Source organism: Paenibacillus sp. EKM301P, assembly GCF_011800295.1.
Classification (GTDB): Bacteria; Bacillota; Bacilli; order Paenibacillales; family Paenibacillaceae; genus Paenibacillus; species Paenibacillus polymyxa.
In genome coordinates this window covers 126178-151569 of the sequence record NZ_JAALFM010000008.1, presented here as the reverse complement: position 1 = coordinate 151569, position 25392 = coordinate 126178, and the positions used below count along the sequence as shown (strand labels likewise).

Here is a 25392-nt window from a genome sequence, read left to right as displayed (position 1 = left end):
CGATCATACGCACAGTGAGGAGAAATGACATATGAGAATGGTAGACTTGATTGAAAAAAAACGTGACGGAAAAGAACTGAGCACTGAGGAAATTAACTTTATTATCCAAGGCTATACTCAGGGTGAAATTCCTGATTATCAGGTCAGTGCATTGGCGATGTCTATTTTCTTCAAAGATATGAACGAACGGGAACGTGCTGATTTGACCATGGCAATGGTTCATTCAGGAGATACGATTGATTTGTCCGCAATTGAAGGTGTAAAGGTAGATAAGCACTCCACTGGTGGTGTGGGTGATACGACCACACTGGTACTGGCTCCGCTTGTAGCAGCCTTAGACATTCCAGTAGCGAAAATGTCAGGTCGCGGCCTTGGGCACACGGGCGGAACGATCGACAAGCTGGAGGCCATTGCAGGCTTTCACGTAGAGATCACTAAGGATGAATTCGTAGATTTGGTGAATCGCAGCAAAATTGCGGTCGTCGGACAAAGTGGCAACCTAACTCCTGCGGATAAAAAATTGTATGCTTTGCGTGATGTTACAGCAACGGTAAATTCGATTCCGCTGATTGCCAGCTCGATTATGAGTAAGAAAATCGCTGCCGGCTCTGATGCCATCGTACTGGATGTCAAGACAGGTGCGGGGGCATTCATGAAAACAGTAGAAGATGCCAAAGAACTGGCACATGCCATGGTAAGCATCGGGAACAATGTGGGTCGCAAGACTATGGCGGTTATTTCCGACATGAGCCAACCGTTGGGGCTGGCCATCGGGAACTCGCTGGAAGTTAAAGAAGCAATTGATACATTGCGCGGCGAAGGCCCCAAAGATCTGGAAGAGTTGTGTATGGCTTTGGGCAGTCAGATGGTATTTTTGGCCGGGAAAGCAGACTCTCTCGAAGACGCTGAAGAGAAGCTCAAAGAGGTCATTCGTAACGGCAAAGCACTGGAGAAATTCAAAGAGTTTATTGCAAATCAGGGCGGCGACGCTTCTGTAGTGGATCATCCAGAACGGTTGCCACAGGCGCAGTATCTTATTGAAGTACCTGCAAAGCAGGACGGCGTGGTAGCTGAAATCGTGGCTGACGAAATCGGTACCGCTGCGATGCTGCTGGGAGCAGGTCGTGCGACCAAAGAATCCGAGATCGATTTGGCTGTCGGCTTGATGCTGAACAAAAAAGTCGGCGATGCAGTTCAAAAAGGCGATTCGCTGGTTACTATCCATGCCAACCGTGAAGACGTAGATCAAGTGCTGGAGAAAATCTACGCAAACATCCGTATTGCGGATCATGCGGAAGCACCTGTGCTGATCTATGGAACGGTGACAGAGTAAGCTGTAGCTGTATAGTATAAGGCGTTAGCAGATCAATAGTTATAGAGCCGGAGCCCTTACATTAGAGGGCTTCCGGCTTTTTTTGTTCTTAGCTCAGGCAACTGAGCGGTGGAATTAAAAAAGCGGTTGTCAATTTCTAGTGAGGGAACTATACTAAATTTATAAACTGACGACCGTTCGTAAGGTAATTGGAGGGAACACATGACACTACAGAAAATTAAAACAGCAAGCCTAAAGCAATTTGCGAGAAAGGGATACGATGCCGCCTCCCTACAATTGATTGCTGATGAGGTAGGAATCAAAAAGCAGTCTATTTATGCTCATTTTAAAAGCAAAGACGATTTGTTCTTAGACATATTTGCGGACGCGGTAGACCAAGAGATTTTGGAGCTGGATCGTTATTTTCAAGCTCAAGCTGAACAATCACTTGAAGCTGTACTGCGAGGATTGATTATTGAATTCAAAGAACGCTATGAGAGTGCCATGAATCTGCGATTGATTCTGTATGTCGGATTTCTGATTCCATCTGCGCTGGAAAACCAGGTTCAGGCTTTGGTTACACGCTATGTACAGCACAAAACCAGCTTGGTATATGAGCGGCTGGCAGCCGAAACGTCGGTTAAGCTTCGTGTTCCAGTTCAATCTGCCACTATAGCCTATATGAATTTGATTGAAGGGATGCTGGTAGAACTGGTGTACAACGGCACCGCTGGTTTTGATCCGCGTCTGGAAAGCTCCTGGGATATTTACTGGCACGGCTTGGTTCAGGTCTGATCATCTAAGCCTTTAAAGTAAATATGATTGTATTGGGGGAAGAGAGCTGTGTCTGTGAAAGAAACCTTTTGGTCCAGAAATTTTATATTTTTGATGATATCCAACGCTCTATTATTTATGGCATTTGAAATGCTTATGCCCACGTTGCCACTGTTTGTGGAAAGTCTTGGCGGCAGTCCATCACAGATTGGCTTGGTGACAGGCGTGTTTATGTGCTCAGCTATATTGATTCGTCCATTCTCCGGCACACTGATCCAGCTTTTGGACAAGAAATATGTACTGATTATTGGAGTTGTGATTTGTATGCTGGCAACAGGAAGCTACATGCTTTCCACCAGTTTGGTATTGCTGTTAGTCTTTCGGCTAGTACATGGTTTTGGATTCGGTATTGCGAGCACATTGTATGCCACCTCAGCCTCAGATGATCTGCCTCCTCATCGTATGGGGGAAGGAATGGGCTACTTTGGCGTAGGTGAAACCGTAGCGATTTCAGTCGGCCCCCTGCTCGGCATATGGATGCTTCGCGCGGCAGGATTTAGCGGGCTATTTTCCACGGGGGCTATAATTTTGCTGCTGTCGCTTGTGATGAGCATATTGGTTCGTCGCCGTTCTGCGAACCCCACGACGGCAGATACAGCAAAGGACAAAAAGAAGGTTCCCTTTAAATTATTTGAAAAAAGAGTGCTGCTGCAATCTGGTCTTGTGCTGCTAATTGGCGTGGTGGCAGGGGGAGTGATGTCTTTCGTGGCCTTATTTGCCAAGGAGCAGGGTTTTAACAATGCGGCCTGGTTCTTCTTTACGGTGGCAATGGCAAGCTTCCTCGTTCGGCTGGTGTCCGGTAGGATTTTTGATACTAAAGGTCCAGCTTATATCTTGATCCCCGCAGGAATTGTGCTTATCGTCGCCATCGTTTTGGTGGCTTCATCACGGACCGAGCTACAATTTTTGGTTGCTGCTGTGCTGTATGGTTTGAGTTTTGGCGCTATTTTTCCAGCTTTACAGGCTTGGGCTATCAGTGTAGTCGGAGAAGATGAGCGAGAGGATGCTGTAGGCTCCTTTTATAATTTTTTTGATTTAGGGATTGGTGGCGGTTCTTTGATTCTAGGGATGATTGCCGGATTAACCTCTTATAAAACAATGTATCTATTTTCCACTTTGCTGATTGCGGCTTATTTAATTATCTTTGTGGTGTATAGTGTGCTGGATAAGAAAAAGTCTCGTAACACGTTGAACGTGTAATCTACTAATATGGATGATCTAGATAGAGAGCCACCGTATGGATTCCTTTGAACAAGTTTGAAAAATATGACAGCCAGACTCATAATAGATATGAGTTTGGCTTTTTTTATTGTTAGGGTGCAGGACAGCACAGAGGAGGAGAGACATGTTCCGATTATACAGCGATGTTCGTGGGACAGCTTATGAAAGACTGATTGATTATGCTATGGAACGGGCAGATACATTTATGCTAGGCGTACATAACTGGGTAACTGAGGATGACAATGGAGTCGCCGACAAGGATGTTTTGTTCGAGAAATTGTTACAGCAATTGAATCCTTTTTTGCTGTCCACGCACTCCTATGAGGAAATAAGGGGAAAGCATTCCATTGCCTACACAGCCGGAACCTTTTACCAGTACCAATGCACGCCTGAGGCTGGAAGAGTATTAAAGCATGCGGCGTCCAGCCTGTTTTCCTGACGGTGACAAATGACTTCATACAGCATAGCTTCAGTATATTTTGTGAAGGAGGGACATGAAATGGTGGAAAAATGGGTTTGGATGGGTGTGGCGGGGGTGATCGTAGGCTATGTCGCTTTGGCCAATATGAGCGTTCCAACGAACACCTATACATCAACGGGGGGTGCAACGCACCAGACAGCTCCGCTTAGCATGCAGAATAAGCAAGGGGAAACAGCGAAGCGTATCGTACATGACCAAAGAATGCAATTCGGAGGACAAGGACAAACAGAATTTAGATTTGAAGAGGGGCGCAAGCTGTATATCAGTATCAAGAATACAGGAAAGCAACCCGTACGATACAAGCTCAACAGTTCGAATGGATCAGACTTGCAAGGCACAACGAGCGGGTTTTCTAGCCGAACGTTACAGCCGGGAGAACGCCACGATCTGCTGTTTATCAAGCCAGAGGGGCAGAATGAGGCTGCAAATGGCTCCTTGAAAGAGCTGATTTTGAAAGTAAGTACGGACGACGGATCACGAGGAGACATCAAAACCTTCGCATATATTACACTGTAAGCTCCTTCCAGAATGGGCACGACATGCGGTCATTAGTCTACTTATGTTACAATAGAACGGTTGAAGACTTAATGAACAGAATAGGTCAGAGTAGAAAGCAGAAAGGATGACCCGTTGTGCCCAAAAAACATGAATCCGATAATCACAAAATGTCACGGAGGCTGTCACTTACAGCCATTTTACTTACACTTACATTTGTAGCTCTTACTGGCTGCGGCCAGGATAATAATGCTGAACCGAGTGATGCTGGAAGCAGTACAAGCATGATCGAGAACAGTGCTGGAGGCAATCAGAGCGGTTCAGCACAAAATGACAAAGCAGCTAAAGAGAGCGAGAGTGCAGAAAACAGCGGTACTGATGCGAAAAAGTCAGCTCCTTCCGTCCCAGCTCCTTCAAAGGATACATCTTCTGCTCCGGCAGCCTCCAATACATCTCAAAATCCTTTTGAGGTAGCAGGTATTCAAGATCCTAAAGCATTTTTGAACACATTCAAAGCGTTGCAGAAGGCTGTTGCCGACAATGATAAGGAGAAGGTAGCCAATTTTATTTTGTACCCTCTGCGTGTCAATGATAGTGAAAAGTCGCTAACGATTCCGAACAAAAAAGATTTTCTGGCTAAATATGATCAGATTTTTACGGACGCGATTCGTGAAGCGCTAGTGAACCAAAAGACAGATGAGTTGTTTGTTAATTATCAGGGAGTTATGGTGGGATCGGGTGAGCTGTGGCTGAGAAGAGCTACGGACAATCCGAAGCATTTTGGAGTCTTTTCGATCAATCTTGAAACGGTAGCCAACTAAGTCGTATTCCACGTGTGCCCATGCCCTCTAGGCGGTCGGAAACGTATACAATGTTTCTGACTGTCCCCCCTTGAAGAAAGCGATTTATAGATCATCCCATTCCAAAAAAAGGTTTGACATCCCTCATAAACTCTCGTATTATATCCATATAACTCATTAAACAGGTAGGAATTAAAGTGTTAAAGTATAACCTCGCCATTCTGGCGGAGAACCTCTAGGAACAGCAGGCAGACACTGTCCAAGCGACAGGTTTGACCTATCAGGGCTGCATCAGGGAATTCTCCGCCCTTTTTTTTGATTATGTCTGTAAATAACAGGCGTAAATGAATGGGTATTTACAAATTACATAGAATGAGGGGTGTCTTGATGAAGAGGAATTATAAAACTGGACTTATTCTCGGACTATCTTTGGTTTTAACGATGGTGCTAAGTGCTTGCGGGGCAAGCAAGGAAGGGACGCAAGCGGATGGTAGCTCTGCTTCCGGCTCCAAGGACGTGGAGTTGCTCAATGTTTCTTATGATCCGACCCGTGAGTTGTATGAGGCATATAATAAAGCGTTTGCCGCCCATTGGGAGAAGGAGAAAGGACAGAAGGTTACAATCAAGCAATCCCACGGGGGATCTGGCAAGCAAAGCCGCTCTGTGCAGGACGGGCTGGATGCAGACGTGGTTACATTGGCCCTGGGCTATGATATTGATGCGTTACAGGAGAAAGGGCTTGTTAAAGAAGGATGGCAAAGTAAATATGAGCATAACAGTTCCCCATACACCTCAACCATCGTGTTATTGGTACGTAAAGGGAACCCGAAGGGGATCAAGGACTGGGATGATCTAGTCCGCGGCGATGTACAGGTCATTACACCGAACCCTAAAACCTCGGGTGGAGCCCGCTGGAACTATCTTGCAGCCTGGGCCTATGCGCTCAAAAAGAACAACAACGATGAAGCCAAAGCCCAGCAGTTTGTACAGGAGCTGTATAAGCATGTGCCGGTATTGGATAGCGGAGCGCGTGGAGCGACGACGACTTTCGTAGAGCGTGGAATTGGCGATGTGCTGATCGCTTGGGAAAATGAAGCACTGCTGTCTGTGAAGGAGCTAGGTGCGGATAAATTCGATATCGTATATCCGTCGATCAGTATTTTGGCTGAACCTCCGGTAGCGGTGGTCGATAAAGTGGTAGATAAAAAAGGTACACGCGAGGTGGCGGACGCGTACCTGAAATATTTGTACAGTGAAGAAGGGCAGACCATTGCTGCCGAAAATTATTATCGCCCCACATTAGAGAGTGTGACGGCAAAGTACAAGGATCAATTTCCTAATCTGGAGCTTGTAACCTTGAAGGATGTATTCGGGACATGGAAAGAGACACAGCAAAAGCATTTTAGCGACAAGGGGATTTTTGACCAGATTTATGTACCTGGTAGTTCATAACATAAGTGAAGTGTAAAGGCGAGAGGATCAGTTGGCGCGAGTGCCATAGTCAAAGGATGCAGAGAGGGATGGACAGAACATGAGTCAAATGCAAGCCACCCGAAAACGCGTACTTCCCGGTTTCGGGTTAACGATGGGTTATAGTGTGCTGTATCTCAGTCTGGTGGTGCTGGTGCCATTATCAGCACTGCTCCTGAATTCAACCGGGCTGACGTGGGAGAAATTTTGGGACGTGGCGACGGATGCCAGAGTGCTGGCTTCCTACAAGGTGAGCTTTTTGTGTGCCGCAGCCGCGGCGCTGATCGATCTGTTTCTCGGTTTATTGATCGCCTGGGTACTGGTGCGTTATGAGTTTCCAGGGAAACGAATGTTTGATGCGGTCATCGATCTGCCCTTTGCATTGCCCACGGCGGTGGCAGGGGTTGCGTTGACCGCTCTATATGCACAGAACGGCTGGATCGGCTCACTGTTCGAACCGCTTGGGTGGAAAATGGCATACTCACAGACAGGGATTACGCTCGCGTTGATGTTTATTGGCATTCCGTTCGTCGTACGGACAGTTCAGCCGGTGCTGGAGGAGCTGGACAAGGATGAGGAAGAGGTGGCTGCTACGCTGGGAGCGGGCAGATGGCGTACCTTCCGCAGCGTTATTGTGCCGGAGCTGGTACCCCCGCTGCTGACGGGTTTTGCGCTTGCCTTTGCCCGCGGCATTGGCGAGTACGGATCTGTCGTCTTCATTTCTGGCAATATGCCGATGAAGACCGAGATTGCTCCGCTGCTCATTATGTCCAAGCTGGAGCAAAATGACTACGCAGGGGCTACGGCGGTGGCATTGATGCTGTTGGTCATTTCGTTCGTACTGTTATTCGTGATTAACAGTTTTCAGCGCTGGTCACGGCGCCGTGCAGTCTAACGCAAATGTCTAACGTTAGCATGCAGACAGCAGAGGCCTGCGCATTAACCCCGTGTTCAAGGAGGGATACATCATGTCACAAGCGATAACTGGGCAGGAGCTTGCTTCTGCACCAGTGCCTTCATCCGCACCGCCCAATAGGGTTACAACCGAAGCCCCTTGGGTCAAGTGGACGCTCATTGGTGCTGCTTTTTTAGCTTTGCTCTGGGTGTTGGTATTGCCGCTAATCGTCGTGCTTACCGAAGCACTCAAGCAGGGATGGAGCGTATACGTTGAAGCGCTACGGGACCCGGATGCCATGTCCGCATTGCGCTTGACGCTGCTGGTGGCAGCGATAACGGTTCCGCTGAATACGGTATTTGGTGTAGCGGCCGCCTGGCTGATCACAAAATTTCATTTTCGCGGCAAAGGTGTGCTGGTCACCTTGATTGATTTACCCTTTGCGATCTCGCCTGTCGTCGGAGGACTGATGTATGTATTAGTGTTTGGCGCACAGGGCTGGCTTGGGCCGTGGCTGGACGAGCATGATATTAAAATTATATTTGCTTTGCCAGGCATTATTTTGGCAACGCTGTTCATTACATTTCCTTTTGTTGCGCGCGAGCTTATTCCGCTGATGGAAGATCAGGGGCAGCAGGAGGAGGAAGCGGCGGTCACACTGGGCGCACGCGGCTGGCGCATTTTCTGGAAAGTGACGCTGCCGAATATCAAATGGGGTTTGCTGTACGGCATTATTCTGTGTAATGCGAGAGCCATGGGCGAGTTTGGTGCAGTGTCCGTCGTCTCGGGACATATTCGGGGCGAGACGAATACACTTCCGCTGCATGTTGAGATTTTGTATAACGAGTATCAGTTCTCGGCATCTTTTGCGGTGGCCTCGTTGTTGCTGCTACTTGCTTTGGCAACCTTGGTGCTTAAAAGCTGGTTTGGACGCAAACGCGTGCATTAATTAATAATTGTGTATATGATCCAACAGGGCCTCTCTTTGTGTCTATCGTCTGTTAACGGCGAGAAGATGGGAAGAGAGGCCCTTGTTCTAAGGTGGCTTATATGGATAATAAAATGATCATATCAAGGCACGTTGGTGTGCCCAGGAGGAGCGAAGGGAAATATGAAACATCCGTTTCAGTCCTACCGTCAGTTGTTTCCGGTGCTGTCCTCACATATCCATGTAGGAAGCTGTTCCCAGGGGGCGATATCGAGACCGGTTTCCGCTGCCATTGAGGAATATCATCGAAGCTTGCTGCAACACGGTCATAACGGCGACCTATCTATGGCACGGTTGGAGGAGGCAAGAGGACATTTTGCCAAGCTCATCGGGGCGGAGCCTGACGAAATTGCGGTGCTGTCCTCAGCCTCTGAGGCGATTGCTGGCGTGGCCACTGCCCTTTCTTATGTACCGGGAAAAGAAGGGATTGTGTATGCAGACACCGACTTTCCGACGGTGGGCCACATCTGGCAGGCACAGGAGATGTTCCGTGATCATATTTGCTGTATCCCTTCTACGGAGGGAGAAGTGACCCTAGAGCAGTATGAGGAGCATGTTACGGAGAATACTGCGCTCATTATGGTATCCCATGTGAATTATACCAACGGATTTCAGCAGGATCTCAAATCCATTGCACATATAGCTCATCGAAATCAGGCGTTACTATTCGTCGATGCCTATCAGTCTGCAGGAATGATTCCGATAGACGTAAAGGCGATGGGCATAGATATGCTGGTCGCGGGAGCACGCAAATATATGCTGGGGATACCGGGAGTGGCTTTTCTTTATATAAGTAAGGAGCGAATAGAACGCTTCAAGCCCCGTCTTACGGGCTGGCTTGGACAGGAGTCAGCCTCCCGGTTTGATATTGCTCATCCGGTTCCGGCGGCAGGCGCCCGGCGCTTTGAGACAGGATTACCTTCCTTCATTAGCATTTTTGCCGCCAATGCAGCCTTAAAGCTGCTGCTGGAAATTGGGGTCACGAACATTCAGACCTATATGAATGAGCTGTTGGACTTTTCTATTGAATATGGACGTAGCAAAGGGTTACACATACGTATACCTGACGGAGGAGACACATTACCAAGTCTGCTCGCTATTGAAGTAGCCGACGTGTCGGCGGTAGAGAGGCATTTGCGGAGCCGGAATATGATTGTGTCGGCACGAAAGGATGTCATCCGTGTGGCTCCGCATTTTTACAATACGGCAGAGGAAGTCCGGCGGGTCCTAGATGAACTAGGTGGGAGTTGTTGAACAGCAAAAACCTCTTCCGAGTCAATGGGAGCGTAGCATTTCCCTTTTACACAGGAGAGGCTTTTGTTAGGATAGAGATGTTTAATTATACAATCCGTTTGCGCAGCCAGCCGGATATCAGATCCGTCAAAATGATCAAGACTACAATACCGAGTAAAATGACGCCTACACGGTTCCAGTTGCGCATTTGGAGTGCAAACAGCAGCGGAGTACCAATACCACCTGCACCAACCAGACCGAGCGTGGTTGCGGACCGGATGTTAATTTCAAAACGATAGAGCGAATAGGAAAGAAACTGTGGAATCACCTGCGGCAGCACGGCGAAGAAAATGACCTGCCAACGGTTGGCACCGCACGCGATCAAAGCTTCCTGCGGTCCGTGATCGACGCTTTCAATCGTTTCTGAGAAAAGCTTGGCCAGCATGCCGATGGAGTGAATGCCGAGGGCAAGCACACCTGCAAACGAGCCGGGACCTACGGCTTTAATGAATAGAATGGCGACGATCATTTCGGGAAATACCCGAATGACACTAAGTACAAACTTCCCGCTGCCTGATAAGGGGCGTAGACGGGTCATATTGCTCGATGCCCAAAAGGCAAACGGAAGACAGACAAATGCGGATACGAAGGTTCCGAGCACTGAAATGACCAGTGTATCCAGCAACCCACGCAGCAAGTCCTCCCCCTCAGGGATGTAGACAAATGACCAGTCGGGATGAAGAAAGCCGTCCAATATTGCGACAGAGACGCTTTTGGCCGTCCCTTGTAATCCTTCAAACTGCATCCCGCGAAAAGCCCAAATGTAAATGATAATTAGCAGAATAGCTAACGCCCAAAAGCGCAGGCGGGAGCCAATAGGTCTGCGAAGCGTAGGATCATTCATAATAATTTCCTCCGTAGCAGGTTACTGCCGTAATCAATCGCAAGGACGATGACGAGGGTCAGTAGAATAATAATGCTTGCCCGGTCATATCGGAACAGCCCAAGGGAACGGTCAAGCAGCAGACCGATGCCGCCAGCGCCGACGAGCCCTAGAACAGAAGCTGCGCGCACATTAACCTCAAAGGTGTATAGCAAATACGACACAAAATAAGGCAGTGCCTGCGGAACCACACCAAAGGCGATGACTTGAATGCGGCTCGCACCAACAGCGGTCATGGCCTCCAGTGGCCCGGGATCAATGGCTTCAATCGCCTCAAAGGTCAGCTTGGCGATGATTCCGAAGGAGAAGAACAGCAGGGCAAGCATCCCTGCAAACGGACCGATGCCGAATACGGCCACAAAGATCGAGGCAAACAGCAAATCGGGAATCGTCCGTACCAGGTTCAGGATCGTGCGCATCGGCAGCGAGATTAGCTTGCGCGGCATCACATTATAGGCGCACAGCAACGCGACAGGGATTGCCAATATGGCTCCCAGTGTCGTACCGACAATAGCGATCTGGATCGTTTCCAGCATCGGTTTCCAGATGATAGGCAGGTAACTCCAGTCAGGAGGAAACATTTCTTCCAGCAATTTGCCCATCTCCGGTAAGCCAACGATCAATTGGTAAGGCGTGGCATCCGTATGAATGGAGCAGGCTATCAGCACCACGATAAAAATCATCCAGGTAGCGTAACGCTTATAACGTCCTGGCAAAGGTGGCCCTGCAGGCGGCTTGCTTGGCTGCGGTGGTCCAGCAGATGGTGACGGTTGCGTTGAAGAGAGCGGCTGGGCAGTAGAGTCGGGCTTCATGATCCCACTCCCAGCAGTTCATCATGCTTGATGGCCCGGCCGTAGATCTCCGCAAAGGCTTCATCCGTAGCCTCCTCCGGTGTGCCATCAAAGACGACTTCTCCCGCGCGTAATCCGATGATCCGTGTTGCATATTCGCGCGCCAGATCAATGAAATGCAGATTGACAATGGTCGTAATCTGCATTTCCCGGTTGATTCGCTGGAGATCGTCCATCACCTGGCGGGTGGTCAGCGGATCAAGCGACGCGACAGGCTCGTCCGCCAGAATGATTTTAGCCTCCTGCGCCAGAGCACGCGCGATGGATACACGCTGCTGTTGGCCACCGGACAGCTCATCGGCTCGGCTGTAGGCTTTTTCGCGGATATTTACGCGTTCCAGCGCCGTTAGTGCCAGTTCGATGTCTTCCTTCGGGAAGAGACCAAGAATGGTCCGCAGCGTCGAATGATAACCGACGCGGCCCGAAAGTACGTTGCGAAGCACCGTCGAACGCTTAACCAGATTGAAGCTTTGAAAGATCATGCCGATATCACGGCGAATGCGCCGCAGCTCGCTGCTTCCAGCAGACGTGACAGACCTGCCGCCTACAACGATGTCGCCGGACGTAATGTCATGCAGTCGGTTAATGGAACGCAGCAGAGTGGACTTACCCGCACCGGATAAGCCGACAATGACGACCATTTCTCCCTCTTGAATTGTCAAATTAATATTATTCAACCCTTTGGTGCCGTTCGGGTATGTTTTCGATACGTTTCGAAATTCGATCATATGCTCCCAACTTTCTCCCCGATGGGGTGGAATGAAAACAACACCGCCATGAATACATGGACGGTGCTGCCCTGTCATTCGTAAAGCCTGTTTCGTAGCTGTTACTTTACCGCTTGGCCGACAGCTTCGGCGTATTCACGCACAGAATCGAAGTTTTTATCGTCGCCCTTCTCATAACCTACATGGGTGTAAATTTCTTTAATGATTTCGCCGCCTTCAGGATCGTTGGCAATGTCCATAAAGGCTTGGGCGATTTTGTCTCTCCACGTTTGATCCATATCGGAACGTACGCTGACGGTGTCATTTGGAATTTTAGCTGTGTAATGAATGACACGTGTCTTTTCAAATACGTCCGGGATTTCCTTCTTCACTGTGTTACGTGCATCCTGGAAAACAGCGACAGCATCAACCTGACCGTTCAGCAGCGCCAGAATAGCAGCGTCGTGGCCTTTGATCGTCACACCCTGCACATCTGTGTCCGGGTCCACGCCAGCTTTTTTCAGCTCTGCTGCGGGGTACACATAGCCTGCGGAGGAGGTTACATTTTGCCAGCCAACCTTCTTGCCTTTCAGATCAGCCAGACTTTGAATCGGAGAATCCTTTTTCACCACGATCATTGCTTTATAAAAGTTTACTTTTTCAGTCGTGTCCTTGCCTGTAGCATCTTCAATGCCATAGCGTTGAGCTTGCAGGAGCAAGTCGGCCGCTTTACGGTTATCGTGTGCCAGTACATAAGCGTTCGGCGGAAGGAATCCTACATCGACCTGTTTGGAAGACATGGCTTCCACAATCGTATTGTAATCAGGAGATACGGTTACTTTTACCGGGATTCCGAGCTTGTCCCCCAGCAGCTTTTCGAGCGGTTTTGCCTTGGCTTCGAGGGTATCTGCATTCTGAGAAGGAACGAATTGTACCTTTAGCTCCTTAGGGACATAGGCTGTGCTTTCGTTTTTAGAGCCATCTGTACCCGGAGTGGAGGCGCTGTTGTTATTGCTTGCATTTGAGCCACAAGCGGCTAAACCCGCTGCCAGTGTGAAGGTCATGCACAAGGTCAGTGCTTTTTTGAACAAAATAATTTCCCCCTAAACATCGTAATAACGAAAATTTAAAAAACCTGTAAATTCAGTGACAAACCAAATCTTAACAGCTAGTCCTGCAGCTAGGGTAAAAACCACTCCTGACTTTGGTAAAAATGATGTAAAATTTATCATTTGCTAGAGACCATAAGCGGTATTTATACGAATTGCATATTTTAACATTCTCTTAACAGTGCTCTGTTAGACTTGTTCAAGCTCTATGACCGAAGCTGAGGGAGAGAACAAGATTGGATAATTTGGACATTAATGATAAGACAGAGCAGGAAAATACAGGTGCTGTGAGGGCGAAATTCCGCATTATGGTTACAACCGATCTGCATGTCAGCTTGTGGAATTATGATTATTATACAGATCAGGAAACGCTGCATTACGGTCTGGCGCAAACCGCTAGTCTGATTCACACGGCTCGGGCAGAGGTGCCCAATCACCTGCTGCTGGATAACGGAGATGTGATTCAGGGAAATCCGATGGGAGATTATGCTGTACAGCGGCTCCAACAGGACCCAAGCGAGGTGCATCCCGCCTATAAAGCCATGAATCTGCTGGGGTATGAGGCAGGCAGTATTGGTAATCATGAATTTAACTATGGGTTGGAATATTTGCAGACTTGCCTTCGAGGAGCACAGTTTCCTTATGTGAATGCCAACATCTATATAGCGGGAGAGGAAGAACAAAACTACTTTACGCCTTATCTATTGCTGGATAAGACGGTAGAGGATGAAGCAGGCCGTAAGCATCTGCTGAAGGTGGGGGTCATCGGCTTTGTGCCCCCGCAAATTATGCAATGGGACAAGGCGTGGTTGGAAGGGAAACTTATCGTCAAAGATATGCTGGAAACCGCAAGACGGTTTATCCCAGAAATGCAGGCGGAGGGAGCCGATCTCATCATTGCGATGCCCCATGCAGGCTTTGAGGATATTCCCGAAATTCCCAATATGGAAAATGCGGTGCTGCATCTGAGCAGGGTGGAAGGGATCGATGCCATTGTGTTTGGTCATGCCCATAAAGTATTTCCCGGCCCTTCATTTATAGGTATGACAGGTGTGGATACAGAGCAGGGCACCATCCATGGCATTCCAGCAGTAGAGCCGGGCTTCTGGGGAGATCATCTGGGTATCATTGATCTGGATCTGGCCCTTATTGGAGGGAAGTGGCAAGTGACTGCATCTGCTGCCGAGGTACGCCCGGTGTATGACCCGATACGCAAGGAAGCCCTCGTCCAACCAGATACTGCTATTCAGCAGGCAGTAGCAGCTGAACATGCGGGAACCCTAGATTACATCCGTGCACCTGTAGGTCAAACGACAGTAGCAGTGAACAGCTTTTTTGCCCAGGTGATGGATGATGCTTCGGTTCAGCTCGTCAATGATGCACAAATTTGGTATGTGAAGCAGCAGCTACAAGGGAGCGAGTATGAAGGGTTGCCCGTTCTGTCGGCAGCAGCTCCTTTTAAAACAGGTGGCAGATATGGTCCGGCGTATTATACCGATATTCCCGCAGGGACGCTGGCGATCAAGCATGTCGCCGACCTGTACAATTTTCCGAATACGCTGCATGTCGTTCGACTGAGCGGGGCAGAAATTCGGGAATGGCTTGAGTGGTCGGCCGGTCAATTCAGGCAAATTGACCCTTTGGCAAATGAGGAGCAAGAGCTGATTAATTCTGATTTTCCGAGCTTTAATTTCGATATCATCGATGGCATCACGTATCAGATTGATGTAACACAGCCAGCCAGATATGATGCTGCCGGGGAATTAAAGGACCTAGAAGCGCACAGAATCATTCATATGTCTTTTGAAGGGGAACCAATGGATATGCAGCGGAGCTATCTGGTTGTTACGAATAACTATCGCGCATTCTCCTCTGCGCTGGTTAATCCGGGTGGAGAGCGAATTATACTGGCTTCCCCGGATGAGAACCGACATGTGCTGACTGAGTATGTGCGGCATATGAAGACGTTGACGCCAAAGGCCGACGGTCACTGGTCCCTCGCCCCATGGTCGGGTCGTCCACATGTGACCTTCCTAACCTCGCCGCAAGCAACGAATATTGCCAATGCTTATTCTGAATTGCTTTATGAAGGGCTGACGGTAGAAGGATACGCTAAGTTTGCCCTTGATTTTCGGCGGTTTTAAATCATCTTGCAAGTTGTTATCCTCTAAGTCCACAGCATCAAAATAATAGAAAAAGACTGTCTCTCAGAGGACGGTCTTTTTTCATAAAAATGATTTAAAATCGTACGAAATTCGTGATTTTATATGTCCTGAGTCGTGTTTAAAGTTATTGACCTCTCGTATAATTAGACATATACTTTGATTAAACAAATTTTGGTTTAAAAGGTAATGAAAAAGTCACCATCATTCGTTTGAGGGGGTGTCCCTTTGGAAAAAAACACCACGATCCGCGCAGAGATAGAAAAGTATATTCAAAGTGAAGGCATTTCGATGCAATGTTTTGCAGATGCTTCTAAGGTAAATCCGGGTACACTTAGCGGTATACTTAACCGAAACCCACCACGGCCTATTTCAGTTAATCAGCTTGATCTGATTACTGAGGCGATGGGATTGGAAGAAGGATCTTTGTTCGAGATGTATGTTGATGAGTGTTTTATTCATTCCTTGCCACACTGGAGAAGGCTGCGTCCGTTTCTTCTTCGTTGCTCAGAGTTGAACAAGCTGGACTGTATACGCAGTGTGCTTGGTTATTTGATGGACGATTTATCGAATGTTCCGGCTATTTTTGAGACTGCAGAAGCGATGTTTGAGGATGGTCGACATGAAGCCTCCATGCTTTTGTATGATTGTGTCATTGAGAGTGAGAAGTATACCCACTCCGAACGGTTGGCGATTAGCTATTTTCGCATATTCCAGATTCAGATTAAGGATAACCAACGGAACTTGAAGGCTGCTGTACAATTCCATTTGTACCGTAGTCGTCTACCGGAAATTTATGCACTGGAAGGCTTACATATGCTATCTCAAGTGTTTGCTTTAAAAATGCAATGGTCCGAGATGGAAATGTATGCGGACGAGCTAAGAGAGTTGGCGCAGGCATTGTATCGCAATCGGAACCGCTTTGGAGATGAGCACCTGGAGCTGATTAAGCCGCTCGTTTATTACTATGCTCAAGGGCATCTGCTTAAGGCCAGCTGCTATGAGTTTCAGGGTAGATATGAGGAATCCAAGCAATGGATTGAAGGTTACGCAGATTTGAGCTGGTTTGAGGGTTTGGACGAGGAAGGTTGGAAAGTGGTCAACCTGCATCGTGTATATGCACAGGGCAACCGACTTTGTATTGAAATCAAAATGGGCAACACTTCTGCAATCTATGAATATATTACTTACCTGCGGGAGCATCCGGATGAGACACTGGAAGGCCTGAATACGTTGCTCGAATCGGCGAACCGGTTTGGCTATTTCGTAGATGCCGAGCTGGAGCTGTTCAACCAGCAACTCAAGAGATTCTGGGAGCTTGCACCGGAGCAATGGGACACACATTATCGCAAGCACTTTAATGCATTTCGTTTTGCTTCTTTTTGCAAGGTGTATGCGGAATATTATTTTCGAAAAGGCGATTACCCCAAGGGCTTGGGACAAACACTGCATTGCCTGCAATTGTCTGTCGATAACAGCTATACCGAACATATCATTGGTTGTATGGCTTTATTTGAGCAGCATCGAAATTTTGCTACCCCGGAACAGCAGCAGTTGTATCAGAGTCTTTGCCTCGGCGTACGGGCAAACGAAAAAAACCATGCCTATGATCACAGTGCTGGTGGGTATTTATAATTCTAAAATTCATTCAAATTCTTCATATAACACGTACTTACGAGGATGTTCTCATTTCAAAGGGGGATATTCTCGTTTTTTAGCTGTTGCTGGTTCTTGTGACTTTTCGTATGGAAAGGACCGTTTTGCGCGTTGACAAGTTTCGCATGCAGGATTAGGATAAATGCAGCACAGAAAGTGAAGGAGAGCATGTACTAATGACGATTCCCAAAACACTAACGATAGCCGGCTCCGACACAAGCGGCGGAGCAGGTATTCAGGCGGACCTGAAAACCTTCCAGGAGCTTGGCGTATATGGCATGACTGTATTGACTACCGTAGTTGCGATGGAACCTAAAACCTGGAACCATCTTGTATATCCTGTTGCGTTGGACGTGGTTGAGGCGCAGCTGCGTACTGTATTGGAAGGTATCGGTTTTGATGCAATGAAGACCGGTATGCTGGGTTCCGTAGATATCATCGAACTGGTGGCCAGCTACTTGAAAAAGCATGATCTGAAACGGATTGTGATTGACCCGGTTATGGTCTGCAAAGGCACGGATGAAGTGCTTCAACCGGAAAATACAGAGGCCATGCTGGAATTGTTGATTCCTGGCGCTGACCTGGTAACACCGAACTTGTTCGAGGCTTCGCAGCTGGCGAAGAATGGACCGATCACGACACTGGAGCAGATGCAGGAAGCGGCTGCTATTATCCACGAGCGTGGTGCTAAGCATGTACTGATCAAGGACCGTGGCAAAATTCGCGCTGGTAAAGCGATGGATCTGCTGTATGACGGAATCACTTTTGACTGGTTTGAAGCGGATGTTGTACAAACCAACTTTACACACGGTGCAGGCTGTACCACTTCGGCTGCGGTAACGGCTGGTTTGGCACAAGGGCTGACTGTGCGTGAAGCTGTGGATCAGGCCAAGAAATTCATTACACAGGCCATTGAAGGTGGCTTCAAGTTAAATGAATTTGTCGGTCCGACCCTGCATGTGGCACATCGTTTGCAAAATCAATAAAGCATGAAGGGCTGCCATATGAAGGAGACTTATAAATCTCCACCAGACTGTATATATATTGAGGTTACTTTAGATAACGACATCTATGATATATGGAGTTAGCCTAGGCTCAAAAGCCGCAATACATGGTATTGCGGCTTTTGAGGTTGTATTATTTTGGTATTTCAGCTTCCAGTTTGGTCTAATCGTACTGTATAATAGGCATCAGATTTATTACATTAAAGGGGGAAATGAAGCAATGACATTATTCAGCGAAATGGCTTACAGCCGGCCAGAGCAACCTGAAATTGAACAGCGGTTTAAAACGCTGTTGCAGCAGTTTCGTGAAGCGGACAGTGTAGAACGTCAAAATGAAGTTATTCATGCGATTAACAAGCTGCGCAGTAATGTGGAAACGCAATTGCAATTGGTGGAAGTTCGGCACTCCATTGATACGGAGGATGCCTTTTACAAAGCGGAGCAAGAGTACGCTGATGATTTCATGCCGGTTATTCAGGAGTATGTAACCGATTACTACCGAGCATTGGTGGATTCTCCATTTAGAGCCGAGTTGGAGAGCCAATGGGGCAGCCAGCTTTTCAGTATTGCCGAGGTAGCGCTCAAGTCGTTCCACCCGGATATCATTGAGGATTTGCAGCAGGAAAATAAGCTGACCTCGGAATATGCTCAATTGATTGCCTCAGCGAAGATCCCGTTCGAGGGGGAAGAACGCACATTGTCTCAGCTCCTGCCTTTTGAAATGGCAACCAATCGCGAGACCCGCAAACAGGCCTCCGAGGCCAAATATCAATTTATGAGTGAGCATGAGGATGAGTTGGACCGGATTTATGATGAATTGGTGAAGGTTCGTACACGCATGGCACACAAGTTGGGCTATGACAATTTCGTAGAATTGGGTTATGCCCGCTTGGGACGTACAGATTACAATGCAGAGATGGTAGCCAATTTCCGCGAGCAGGTACTGAAGCACATCGTTCCTCTGGCGACCAAGCTGAAAGAGCGCCAACGCGAGCGGATCGGAGTAGATCAGCTTCGCTATTACGACGAGGGCTTCAACTTCTTGTCAGGCAATCCTACGCCCAAAGGCGATCCGGACTGGATTCTTCGTAATGGAGCACGTATGTATGAGGAGCTTTCACCGGAAACACATGAATTTTTCAGTTTTATGGTTGAGCGTGGACTGATGGATTTAATCAGCAAAAAGGGTAAGCAAAGCGGAGGCTACTGTACATTTTTGAGCGAATATGGCACGCCATTTATTTTCTCCAATTTCAATGGGACATCCGGTGATATCGACGTATTGACACATGAGGCAGGTCATGCCTTCCAGGTCTATGAAAGCCGGCATTTTGAAATTCCCGAGTACCACTGGCCAACCATGGAGGCGGCTGAAATCCATTCGATGAGTATGGAGTTTTTCGCATGGCCTTGGATGAAGCTGTTCTTTGAGGAAGACACGGACAAATATCACTTTGAACACCTATCTTCAGCGCTGCTGTTCGTGCCTTACGGCGTAGCCGTAGACGAATTCCAGCATGCTGTATATGAACATCCAGACTGGACCCCGGCCGAACGTAAAAGTGCATGGCGTTCCATTGAACGCAAGTATAAACCGCATCTGGATTATGAAGGCAACGAGTACCTCGAAAAGGGCGGATTCTGGCACAAGCAGGGACATATTTTTCAATCTCCGTTCTATTATATTGACTATACACTGGCACAATTATGTGCATTCCAGTTCTGGAAGCGTATGGGCGAAGACCGAGTGGCAGCGTGGGAAGATTATTTGAAGCTGTGTCGTGCCGGAGGAAGCCGATCTTTTACCGGATTGGTTGAGCTGGCTGGACTGATTTCGCCTTTCCAAGATGGCTGCATCGCCTCTGTGATCGGAGAAATTGAAGCATGGCTGAACAGTGTGGATGATAAAAAGCTGTAAGTACAGCCAAAAAGGGCATTTCGCTTGCCTCTCAAAGCTGGAAAGCTTGTAGATGAGATGCTTTTTTAAATGAAAACAGAGCAATTACACGAAAAAAGCCGGGAACCTCTACATGATGTAGAAGTCCTGGCTTTGTGTGATTCTAGAGCAAATATACCCTATTAATGCTTGGTGTTGAGTGGTTTGAGATTGGCTTCAATCGATGCACGGCGCGACTCCAAGAATGGAGGCAATGCCAGAGATTCGCCCAAAAACTCCAATTCCTCGTCGGTGTCAAAGCCGGGTCCATCGGTAGCCAATTCAAACAGAATGCCATTTGGCTCACGGAAGTACAAGGAACGGAAATAAAAGCGATCTACAAAACCAGAGTTGGAAATTTGCAGCTGCCCAATACGGTCTACCCACTGTTTGAGCTCTTCCTCGGTTTCAACACGGAAAGCGACGTGATGCACACTGCCGCGTCCTGGTCGCTCTTGTGGCAGATCGTTGCGCTCTTCCAGATGAACTTCAGTTCCTGTACCGCCTTCACCTGTTTCGTAGATAACCACATCCGGTTGTCCGGCAACAGGGGAAGGGTAGGAGCCTTTTTTACGGAAGCCCATCACTTGTTCAAGAATAAGAATGGTATTCTCCGCTTTGGGAATGGTCAGATGAACCGGACCAAGTCCAACGATGCCGTATTCCGCAGGAACAGGGCTTTTCTCCCAAGGCGTACCGCCGCGCACTCCGTTGTCATGCTCATCTGAAACGAGGAAGAAGCGTTGTCCTTCAAAATCCTCGAACGAAAGCGCCAAGCGTCCTGCTTGATCTATAATTTCGCCATGCTTCACATCCAGCTGCTCGAAGCGGTTTTTCCAATAATTCAACGCCTTGTCGTTCGGTACACGCAGAGAGAGCGCTGAAATACTGTTATTGCCTGTACGCGTTTGTCCCGCATGTGGAATTTCAAAGAAAGTGACTTCCGTACCCGCGGTTCCACGCTCATCTCCGTAAAAGAGGTGATACACACTAACATCGTCCTGGTTCACCGTTTTCTTGATCAACCGAAGTCCCAATACCTGAGTATAAAAATCAACATTTTTAGCCGCTGCCGCTGTAATCGCCGAAACGTGATGCAATCCTAACAGTTTCATGTTATTTGCCCTCCTTGGTTTTTATATGATTAGGTTTGTCAAAGCAAAATAAACCGTCGTCGTAAATTTTTCTTTATATTTATTATCTTGATATTAAGATATATTATTTTTGATTGTTTGTCAACATGAATTGCGATCTTGCTACAATACAGTTTCATGATGAACAAAAATTGAATCCGAAATAATGCAAAAGCAGATACAATAAGGGATCATATAACCTAACATAGAAATGAGCATTTTATGATTTAAAGGGGTGTGCGCGATGTATACGGATAGGAATTTAACGATTAGGCCTGTTACAGAACAAGACCTACATGCGCTGTGGACGTTAACTTATAAGGAAGAAGCACCGGAATGGAAGCGATGGGATGCACCCTACTATGAACATAAGACGCTTTCTTTTGACGAGTATTTAAAAGAGAAGGAAAAGCGAATCGGGCAAGATGACTTTTGGATCATTGAAGTGGAAGGCAAGGTCATTGGATCTGTGAGCTACTATTGGGAGCATAAGCCTTCGCAATGGCTTGAAATGGGAATAGCTATCTATGATTCGGGGTATTGGAGCGGTGGCTATGGTACGAGAGCACTTCGATTGTGGATCACGCATTTGTTTAATACATTGCCTTTAGTAAGAGTAGGTTTTACAACCTGGTCAGGAAACCAGCGGATGATGAAGGTTGGAGAGAAGCTGGGCATGACGCTGGAAGGCAGACTACGCAAATGCAGATATTATAATGGAAAGTATTATGATTCGATCCGAATTGGGCTTTTACGGGAAGAGTGGAGTCGTCATGTTCTGTGAAAAAGACCTTTCTAGGCATAAAAAGATGACCTCTGAATGTGATCAGGAGTCATCTTTTTGACGCTCATGGTATTTTGCTTGCTTATTTTTAGGTGCAACTACTCTGATTCTCGAAGTCGCTCCACAATACTTTGTTTGTTATTCATAGAATAGACTGCTACTGGTATCAGTATCCCAAGCAAGAACAGTAAAGGCAACAAGACCAGAAGTGGCCAAAGTATAAAGTGATAGCTTAAAAGCCATAGCAAGCTGCAAAACGGTTTTACAATCAAAAGAGAAAATAAGACTGCCAATAGAATAGAGGTCAGGCTAGTGGCGAAAACATAATACAGTCCTTCATAAATCAGCATTCCCCGCAATTGCCGTTTAGTCATGCCTATGCTCTGCAACATAGCAAATTCATTGCGCCGGGTCAGTATGCTGGTTAAAATCGCATTTACAAAGTTCAGGATACCTATCAGGCCAATAATCAAGCTAAGCGTGCCACCGATCAACTCAACAGTGGTTTGCATACCTGATAAAGCGTCCTTTGACGTAATTTTGGATTCGTAGTTCATCATCGGTTCGATTGTTTCAGTATAGCGCTTCAAAAAGCTCTGCATTGACGCTTCCTGATTTGAGGATACATTAAAGGCGTAGCTCATCACAGCAGGCTCTTTTACAAGTGATTTGTATATTTCCGCCGGGAGGTAAAAGCTATTATAGCTCGAAAGGCGATTCGAATTGGTGGATTTGATACCCACATGACCAAGCACTGTAAACTTTTGTGTAATATACTCTCTACCCAATGGAGCATCATCTACTGTTCTCACATAACTATGCAAAGTAACGGTTTCGCCCACTTTATGATGAATGCTTTCCATGTAAGGCTTGTCGTTATCGTTCAGTTCGACTCCCTCCAGGATATACTTACCGGAAGCTAGTTTCTTAAAATCAAGCTCGCTATCAATCAATTGCAGCCGATGCAAGGGTAAATCTTCGAGCCCATACACGTCTACAAGGAAGTTGCCGCGAGCGTCAGTGTTCTGGGTATCATCCGTGATTCCCTTTGTATTCTCGGCCGTGAAAGCTGTTGGGTCACCGTACAATCGACCGCCTTCTTCGAAGCCTGGTTGTGCCTGTACAGCCTTAATAAAACTTTCGGTGGTCCCATTTTCTTGCCCACTAAAACTGGTGGGAATCTGGAAATATTCAGCATGGGCAATGAGAAAATCGGTATCATTAAATTTGGCTAAAAATTTATCCATATCAAAGCTCCGAGATAGTGTGAAGGCAGTGTTCAGAAGGACCAAGCTTAAAGAAAGACTAATAACCACTAGAACGGTGCGTTTTTTATTACGCCCCAAATTGGAACGAGCCATGAGGTGTATTTTTGCACCTCCGGTTGATTTTTTCAGCTTACCATTGCTCTTGTTTACTCCACCTGTGTATCTGACTGCTTCTACCGGCGATACGGACGAGGCAACTCTGCCTGGCTTGAAAGTGCTGATCATTACGGTAATGAGGGCGAACAAAGCCGATCCTATAAAAATCCATGGGTTGGGGGATACCGATACCTCGGTACCGTTATATACACTCATATTTATGATAAAAGGCACGAGTGATTTACCAATAAAAAAACCTGCTATCAATCCGATCGGGATTCCTAGCGCTGATAGAATCAGTGCTTGTCTACGAATAATCCGGCGTATTTGCTTACGGCTTGTACCGATCGTCTTTAAGAGACCGTAAAAACGGATATCTCGCATCACTGATATTTGGAAAATATTATATATAATCAAATAACCAGTAAACATGATCAGTAACAGGGCAGAAGTTAACGCTATGATGGTCTCTGTATCTAAACTAAAATTAGTCGAGATGTATGCCCAATTTGCATTATTTGCGATATAGTTCGGTGCATCTTCGTCAAGTGAATAACCGCTTTCGGTAATCACTTTATTGAGCTTTCCTTGCAAATCAAAACTGTTGTCGAACATCATATATGCACTAATGGTTCCTGTATGGAAGTGATCCTTTTTATAGTTGCTTTGTAATTCCTTGGCATGAGCATCGACATAGGCTTTAGAAGCGCATATTTGCCCTACGTTAACCACAGGATCACTTTTCCACCAGCCGGAGAGGATAAAATCACGCTGTACTTCTTTACCTCGCAAGTCAAGTTTTAGCCTCAAAGGTGCTCCAACCTCCAGTGGAACCCCCAATAGCTGCAACGTCTTGGAGTCTGCAATTACTTCGTTTTTCGCCACAGGCTTGTGCCCCGCATTAAGTTCAATTAAACCGAGCTTCAACCCTACATCATCGTAATACCAGAATTCCGTATGGCGTTTTAGGAATTTGTCGTTTATAACTCTGTCGCTTAATATACGGTTATAAGCTATTTCCTTGATCAATGGATGATCCTTGACATGATTAAATTCATCATCCGTTATATATTTGAGTACGGCATGTCCATCTCCACCGGACTGTCGCATAGTTGCCCGCTGTAAGTTTTCCATAGCACCAAGCCCCAAGGTGTACAACGTCGTAAATAACAATGAAGTGAGCGCTATGGCAACAATGGCAAAGAGGTTACGGGCTTTGTTTACTTTGAAGCTCTTATCTGCCAGATTACGAATCGTTTTTTTATTTCTAACCTGAATCATTTGCCTTCACCACCGACCATTTTACCGTCCTCAATCCGTATAATCCGGTCTGCCATTTGCGCAATTTCCTCGTTGTGCGTAATCATCACCATCGTTTGGTGGAACTGTTGACTGGATACTTTGATGAGCCCCATCACATCCAGACTGGTTTTACTATCCAGGTTTCCAGTGGGTTCATCTGCCAGGACAATGGCGGGTTTGGCTGCCAGTGCTCTGGCAATGGCTACACGCTGCTGCTGGCCTCCTGAAAGATGGTTGGGCAGATTATTCAGCTTATGGTCAAGGCCCAAGGTATGTACAATTTTATCTATGTGGGTTTTGTCCGGTTCTTTACCATCCAGTTCAATAGGAAGCACAATATTTTCGTAGACATTTAAAACAGGCACTAGGTTGTAATTTTGAAATACGAAGCCAATTTTCCGTCTGCGAAATATAGTCAATTCTTCATCTTTCAATGTGAAAATATCTTTACCGTCAATCGTAACGTTTCCACTTGTCGGACGATCGAGTCCACCCAGCATATGGAGAAGGGTAGATTTGCCGCTCCCGGACGTACCGACAATGGCCACAAATTCTCCGCTTTCCACCTCCAGGTTCACCCCATCTAGGGCATGAACAGCAGTATCCCCGTTACCATAATACTTCTTCAACTCCTGAGTTTTTAACAGAGTCATTCATTTCTCCTCCATGAAAAATAGTCTGTATCACCATACTTCGCAATACAGACTTTACC

Annotated in this window: 22 protein-coding genes; 15 read left to right on the top strand and 7 right to left on the bottom strand. The window is 47.0% G+C overall.

Annotated elements, in window-relative coordinates:
• The first annotated feature begins 31 nt into the window (after window positions 1-31).
• From HFD99_RS18875 to HFD99_RS18830, 10 genes are all read left to right on the top strand, one after another.
• A complete protein-coding gene (locus HFD99_RS18875; RefSeq protein WP_019688661.1) occupies window positions 32-1333 on the top strand; it encodes a pyrimidine-nucleoside phosphorylase in 1302 nt (433 codons plus the stop codon).
• Window positions 1334-1534: 201 nt separating this feature from the next.
• A complete protein-coding gene (locus HFD99_RS18870) occupies window positions 1535-2107 on the top strand; it encodes a TetR/AcrR family transcriptional regulator (protein ID WP_017425574.1) in 573 nt (190 codons plus the stop codon).
• A gap of 48 nt (window positions 2108-2155) precedes the next feature.
• The gene (locus HFD99_RS18865) at window positions 2156-3346 is read left to right on the top strand and encodes an MFS transporter (protein WP_123797665.1); all 1191 of its coding nucleotides are present in this window, start codon (window positions 2156-2158) and stop codon (window positions 3344-3346) included.
• Between the two features lie 145 nt (window positions 3347-3491).
• A complete protein-coding gene (locus tag HFD99_RS18860; protein WP_016820380.1) occupies window positions 3492-3806 on the top strand; it encodes a hypothetical protein in 315 nt (104 codons plus the stop codon).
• Between the two features lie 60 nt (window positions 3807-3866).
• Window positions 3867-4364, top strand: a complete 498-nt coding sequence (locus HFD99_RS18855; protein ID WP_025365878.1) for a hypothetical protein — start codon at window positions 3867-3869, stop codon at window positions 4362-4364.
• Between the two features lie 116 nt (window positions 4365-4480).
• Window positions 4481-5164, top strand: a complete 684-nt coding sequence (locus HFD99_RS18850; protein WP_025365877.1) for a hypothetical protein — start codon at window positions 4481-4483, stop codon at window positions 5162-5164.
• A 366-nt stretch (window positions 5165-5530) separates the two neighbouring features.
• Window positions 5531-6595, top strand: coding sequence for a sulfate ABC transporter substrate-binding protein (locus tag HFD99_RS18845; RefSeq protein WP_025365876.1), 1065 nt, complete (start codon window positions 5531-5533; stop codon window positions 6593-6595).
• A 79-nt stretch (window positions 6596-6674) separates the two neighbouring features.
• On the top strand, window positions 6675-7508 hold the full coding sequence (gene cysT, locus HFD99_RS18840) for a sulfate ABC transporter permease subunit CysT (RefSeq protein WP_016820376.1): 834 nt from the start codon (window positions 6675-6677) through the stop codon (window positions 7506-7508).
• Between the two features lie 73 nt (window positions 7509-7581).
• Complete coding sequence (cysW, locus tag HFD99_RS18835) at window positions 7582-8457, top strand: sulfate ABC transporter permease subunit CysW (RefSeq protein WP_013373166.1); 876 nt, start codon at window positions 7582-7584, stop codon at window positions 8455-8457.
• Window positions 8458-8619: 162 nt separating this feature from the next.
• Window positions 8620-9750, top strand: coding sequence for an aminotransferase class V-fold PLP-dependent enzyme (locus HFD99_RS18830; protein ID WP_025365875.1), 1131 nt, complete (start codon window positions 8620-8622; stop codon window positions 9748-9750).
• A gap of 85 nt (window positions 9751-9835) precedes the next feature.
• On the opposite strand, the gene phnE (HFD99_RS18825) is transcribed toward HFD99_RS18830, so the two are convergent.
• From phnE (HFD99_RS18825) to HFD99_RS18810, 4 genes are all read right to left on the bottom strand, one after another.
• Complete coding sequence (phnE, locus tag HFD99_RS18825; RefSeq protein ID WP_016820374.1) at window positions 9836-10633, bottom strand: phosphonate ABC transporter, permease protein PhnE; 798 nt, start codon at window positions 10631-10633, stop codon at window positions 9836-9838.
• A complete protein-coding gene (phnE, locus tag HFD99_RS18820; protein ID WP_019688655.1) occupies window positions 10630-11484 on the bottom strand; it encodes a phosphonate ABC transporter, permease protein PhnE in 855 nt (284 codons plus the stop codon). Before phnE (HFD99_RS18820) ends, phnE (HFD99_RS18825) begins: the two co-directional genes overlap by 4 nt.
• Window positions 11481-12251, bottom strand: coding sequence for a phosphonate ABC transporter ATP-binding protein (phnC, locus tag HFD99_RS18815; RefSeq protein ID WP_023990372.1), 771 nt, complete (start codon window positions 12249-12251; stop codon window positions 11481-11483). Before phnC ends, phnE (HFD99_RS18820) begins: the two co-directional genes overlap by 4 nt.
• Window positions 12252-12352: 101 nt before the next feature.
• Entirely contained in the window at window positions 12353-13321 is a 969-nt protein-coding gene (locus HFD99_RS18810) for a phosphate/phosphite/phosphonate ABC transporter substrate-binding protein (RefSeq protein ID WP_019688653.1), read from the bottom strand.
• A gap of 254 nt (window positions 13322-13575) precedes the next feature.
• On the opposite strand from HFD99_RS18810, the gene HFD99_RS18805 reads away from it, so the two are divergent.
• The 4 genes from HFD99_RS18805 (at window position 13576) to HFD99_RS18790 (ending at window position 20079) form a co-directional block, all read left to right on the top strand.
• Complete coding sequence (locus HFD99_RS18805; protein WP_025365874.1) at window positions 13576-15483, top strand: bifunctional 2',3'-cyclic-nucleotide 2'-phosphodiesterase/3'-nucleotidase; 1908 nt, start codon at window positions 13576-13578, stop codon at window positions 15481-15483.
• Window positions 15484-15729: 246 nt separating this feature from the next.
• Window positions 15730-17136 carry a hypothetical protein gene (locus HFD99_RS18800; protein WP_025365873.1) on the top strand — a complete coding sequence of 469 codons (1407 nt, stop codon included), beginning with the start codon at window positions 15730-15732 and terminating at the stop codon, window positions 17134-17136.
• Between the two features lie 197 nt (window positions 17137-17333).
• Window positions 17334-18143, top strand: a complete 810-nt coding sequence (gene thiD, locus HFD99_RS18795) for a bifunctional hydroxymethylpyrimidine kinase/phosphomethylpyrimidine kinase (protein WP_025365872.1) — start codon at window positions 17334-17336, stop codon at window positions 18141-18143.
• Window positions 18144-18381: 238 nt separating this feature from the next.
• The gene (locus tag HFD99_RS18790; RefSeq protein ID WP_123797664.1) at window positions 18382-20079 is read left to right on the top strand and encodes a M3 family oligoendopeptidase; all 1698 of its coding nucleotides are present in this window, start codon (window positions 18382-18384) and stop codon (window positions 20077-20079) included.
• 161 nt (window positions 20080-20240) lie between these two features.
• Here HFD99_RS18790 and HFD99_RS18785 read toward each other — a convergent pair whose 3' ends face one another.
• Window positions 20241-21212: a ring-cleaving dioxygenase gene (locus HFD99_RS18785; protein ID WP_102997610.1), complete on the bottom strand. Its 972-nt coding sequence runs from the start codon at window positions 21210-21212 to the stop codon at window positions 20241-20243.
• Between the two features lie 262 nt (window positions 21213-21474).
• Here HFD99_RS18785 and HFD99_RS18780 point away from each other — a divergent pair, with 262 nt between their 5' ends.
• Window positions 21475-22014, top strand: a complete 540-nt coding sequence (locus tag HFD99_RS18780; protein WP_123797663.1) for a GNAT family N-acetyltransferase — start codon at window positions 21475-21477, stop codon at window positions 22012-22014.
• A 98-nt stretch (window positions 22015-22112) separates the two neighbouring features.
• Here HFD99_RS18780 and HFD99_RS18775 read toward each other — a convergent pair whose 3' ends face one another.
• Both HFD99_RS18775 and HFD99_RS18770 read right to left on the bottom strand, forming a co-directional pair.
• Window positions 22113-24659, bottom strand: a complete 2547-nt coding sequence (locus tag HFD99_RS18775; protein ID WP_123797662.1) for an ABC transporter permease — start codon at window positions 24657-24659, stop codon at window positions 22113-22115.
• A complete protein-coding gene (locus tag HFD99_RS18770) occupies window positions 24656-25333 on the bottom strand; it encodes an ABC transporter ATP-binding protein (protein WP_025365868.1) in 678 nt (225 codons plus the stop codon). The genes HFD99_RS18775 and HFD99_RS18770 overlap by 4 nt, the downstream gene beginning before the upstream one ends.
• Between the last annotated feature and the right edge of the window lie 59 nt (window positions 25334-25392).